Annotated in this window: 1 protein-coding gene and 1 pseudogene; both read right to left on the reverse strand. The window is 68.6% G+C overall.

Annotated features, from left to right (window positions below; genetic code table 11):
* Positions 1-70: 70 nt before the first annotated feature.
* On the reverse strand, positions 71-3418 hold the full coding sequence (locus tag NBW84_RS16585) for a Swt1 family HEPN domain-containing protein (protein ID WP_250285648.1): 3348 nt from the start codon (positions 3416-3418) through the stop codon (positions 71-73).
* 1 nt (position 3419) lies between these two features.
* A pseudogene (locus NBW84_RS16590) lies at positions 3420-4216 on the reverse strand (hypothetical protein); the annotation flags it as partial.

Below are 4216 nucleotides of genomic sequence, written 5' to 3' on the forward strand. Positions count from 1 at the left end.
TGGCGTGGCGAAGCAGTGTGCGCAGAGGGGCGGTGTGCGTTCTTGTCCGGTGGTCGTGCCGGTAGGCCGTTCAGTTCTCCTCGAAGCCCGACTGGTCGAACTTCAGGGTCCGGGCGTTCTCGGAGACGGTGCGAACCTGGCCTTCCTCGAAGCCGGTGCTCTTCGTGGCCTCAATCTCGATCTTCACGACGAGCTCGGTGCCGTCCTGGCGGAGGTTGGCGATGATCTCGTCGGCGACGTTCCTGAAGTCAAGGGCGATCTTGTCGGGGTTCAGGGTCTTCACGCCGTAGAACCGCGTCCTGGCCTTGCGGTAGACGCCGGGGTGGTCGGGGTCCGGCTTGAAGGGCTTCTTCGCGTCGTCCTCGCCCGGGGTTTCCGCCAGGCCCGGCGTCGCCTGGACTTCGGCGGCGCGCTGCTTGACGGCAACGTCGGGACGCACCAGTAACAGCGAGTCGGTGGCCACCGGTGCGGCGCCGGTGTCCTCGGGTGTCCAGAGCCCGTCGTAGCGGCCGGCCGAGTCGTCGTAACCGGCGGCGAGTGCGAAGGCATCGGTCTGCCAGATCATCGGCAGGTCGATGATGCCCTCGTTGAGGACCGTCCTGTCGCGCAGGCGAGGCATGTAGGGGTACTGGCTGTAGAGCCCCCACAGGGCGCCGAGCGAGACGTGGCCGTCCTTCCAGATCTGCGGGACCTTGCCGATCGCCAGGCGGATCGTCGACGCGGCCTGCCGTGTCGAGAGGTCGCCGTCGTTGCCGAGGCGGCGGGAGACCCGCTCGGCGAGCGAGTGGGACTGTCCTTCGACCTTGGTCTCGCGGATGAGGAACGGCGCGCTCGGGTCCGGCTGGGCCGGGACGAGCGCCCAGGTGAAGGTCTGCAGGAGCCTGGCCGTGACGGTCTGGTCGGCCTGGGCCTGGCGCTGGGTAGCCTGCTTCTTCTGGTTCTGGGTCAGGTCGAGGCCGGCCTCGTTGTCGAGGACGTGCTTCCAGCCGAGGTGGTCGCGGGTGGCGGTGTCGAGCTCCTCCAGCCGGGCCTCGTCGGGGGCGAGGTAGACGAGCATGTTGCGGTTGGTCCGGTTGGAGCTGCCGCGCTGCTCGGTCGCCTTCTGGGCGAAGTCCTTGGCGGCCGACTCGGCGCCCCGCTTGTGGGCGAACTTCGGGTGCAGGATGACGAGGCGCGCCTCGCTGGTGTCGGGGATGTCGGCGTTGGTCTCCGGGCAGACGTGGACGCCGGCGAAGTCACCCTTCAGGCGGCCCTGGCCGAGCAGCCGTGTGACGACCTCCTTCCACACGTCTTCCTTGTGGAGGCGTTCGGCCTGGTCCTTGGCGGTGCGGGTGATGTTGGGCTGGAGGTCGTACCAGTACTTGCCGGACCCGGAGTAGAAGTACGTCGCCCGGTCGCCGAGCTGGGTCAGCGCGGCGTGGAAGTTGCCCGGGACGTCGCCGGGGATCGCGGTGCCGAGGAAGACCCGCTGGGTGTTGATGCCCTTGTGGACCGAGCCGGGTGCGACGGTCGGGGCGGCGCCGAAGAACACCGTGCGGGCGAGCCGCCTGGTCAGCGCCCGCTGGCCGAACAGCGGCTTCTCCTTGTCGATGCGCGCCGGCTCGGAGTTCGGGCCGTCGACATCGGCATCGATGATCGTCTTCCAGGAGTCCTGGAGGTACTGCGTCAGCTCGGCGTTCACGTTCGCGGTGGCGAGCGGGATCGAACCCGGCATGATCAACGGTGACGCGTCCTCGCCCGTCCAGAGCGCGTGGATCACCGTGCTCATCAGCCGCAGCACACCGCGGGTGCGCTGGAAGCGCTCCAGCGAGGACCACTCCTCGTAGAGGGTGTCGAACGTCTCCGGGTGGATCGGGTAGGTCCGTTTGATGCGGTACTCGTACGCCGTGTCGCGCGCCTCACGCGGGAAGTCGTCGGTGTACTTGCGGTACAGCTCCACGTACGCCCTGGCGGTCGCTCCGATCGAGGCGAGCGCGGCGGCGTCGGGCTGTTTGAACAGCCGCTGCTTGACGATGTGGTAGGCCTCGTCCGACGACGCCGGGCGCCACTGGTCGGCCACCCGGCGCACGACGTTCTGGAGCCGCTTCAAGGCTTCGAGCCCGTTGGTGCCGCCGACCTCCTCGGCGTTCCCGGCCACGGTCTCGGAGTCGTCCCCGCTCTCGGAGGCAGGGATCGAGATCGCGAGCAGGACGCCTGAGGTGCCCTTGGCGGTCTCGGTCAGCGACTGGGCGAAGGTGAACTGGTCGTCGAACGTGCCGCCCGCGAGGTCGTCGCGGCCGACGAGCGAGCGGGCGTAGGCGACCCACTCGTCGATCAGGATGACGGCGGGCGCGTACGTCGCCAGCAGCGTGTGGAGCGCGTCGCCGGGGTGGGTGCGGTCGCTGTCCGCGGTGGCGACGATGGCGTACGCCTCGGCACCGCCGAGCTGCCAGGCCAGCTCACCCCAGATCGTGTTGACGCGGGTGCCGTCGTCCTTGGTGACACCGGACGGGCTGAGGTGGTTGCCCACGATCGCGACCCGGTTCACCGCGGTGCCGGTGTAGCCGTTGGCGGTGAGCAGCTCCTGGGTCTCCTGCGGGAACTCGCCCACGGGAAGCCCGGCGGCCAGGTGCCACAGCGACAGCATCGAGTGGGTCTTACCGCCACCGAAGTTGGTCTGAAGGTTGATCACCGGCGAGGCGTTGCCGTCGCCCGAGAGACGTCGCACGGCGCGGCCGATCAGGTCGCGGAGGCCTTCGGTGAGGTAGGTGCGCCTGAAGAACTCGACCGGGTCGGCATAGTCGGAGTCGGCCTCGCCGCCGGTGGCGACCTTGTAGAGGTCGGCGGCGAACTCGGAGGCGTGGAAGTTGCCGGTCGCGACGTCGTCGTGCGGCTGGAGCACTTCGCGCCATGGCCTGAGCCCGGTGGCCTCGGGGTTGGCGACCGCGGCCTTGAGGACCTTCCGGTCGTCCTTGTCGGCGGTCACCCGACGCAGGTTGAGCCGGATGCCGCGGACCTCGTCGAACTCGGCGTTCGCGCCGATGAGCTTGAGCAGGCGTTCGCCGGTGTCGAGCGCGCGGTAGGCGTCGTCGTCGGTGAACGAGCCGTTGTGCGCCCAGTCGTTGCGCACCTCGCGGAGCTCGCTGGCGAAGGTTTCGCCGGCACGCCCGACGGCCTGGGTGAACGGGTACCAGCCCTGCTTGTAGCCGCCGGTGATGTTGCCTTCGGTGAGCATGCGGAACTGAACCTGCGGGTCGAGCGGGTCGTAGCTCTTCCCCGCGGGCACGCCGTTCTTGAGGTCCTTCGCCTGGACCAGCTTCGTCCACTCAGCGCCCAGCGCCGGGTCGGCCTGGCCGATCACCGACGAGATGAAGTCGTCCAGCGCCGGCGCGAGGATCTGGAACATCCGCTCGATGCGGTCACGGTTGCTCAGCGCCATCTCACTCGTCCCCCTCGAAGTCGATCGCGGACTGCGTCCTGGCGGGCTTCTTCTGAGTGCGCGCGACCTCCAGAATCTCCGGCCAGCTCGTCACCAGGCTGTTGAAGCTCAAGGCGTCCTTCGGCCAACCGCTGCCCTCCGCGATGCGAAAGAGAAGGTGCGCAAGCTCCTTGACGAGGTCAGCATCAACAGCGCCGTCCGGGCGACTCAACGCCGCCTGGAGAAAGTCGCCCGCCGGGGCGATACCGTCACGCTCCAGCACCTTGATCAGATGGTGGAGCGCCTCCCAGTTGCTGGTATGGCTGTCCTTCAGGACGTCGTAGTCCCACGACAGGTCGGCGGGCCTGATGAGCCGCACGTTGCCAGCCCGGCTCGTCAGGATCTCCTCCCGGTCCATCACGTCGACGCTGGTGTTGCGGGCCCGGGCGAGGTTGTCGGCGTCGCCGAACCTGCCGACGCCGTAGCCGTGCTGCCGATACCACGCGATCGCGAACCGGGAGATCGAATCAAAGTCGCCCTCCTGCTCGGCCAGCACCGTATCGAGGATCTCGTTGATCCGCACCAGCGCCGAGCGCACGGTCATTTTCTTGCCGTCAGGTTCAAGGACCGCGCTGTACCGGCTGAACACCGCCATCCCCGGCCCGATCGCCGCCTGCGGCAGATCCACCGGCGCGATCTGCCCCTGCTGCAACTTCCGCAGCGCCTCCGGCAGCTCCGCCTCAAGCGCCGCGATAAACCCACGCCGGTCCGTCGTCGGCGCACCCTCGGGACGAGGACGCAGCGACAGTACGATCGAGG

This window comes from Protofrankia sp. CiP1_Cm_nod2 (genome assembly GCF_920664355.1).
Lineage (GTDB): Bacteria > Actinomycetota > Actinomycetes > Frankiales > Frankiaceae > Protofrankia.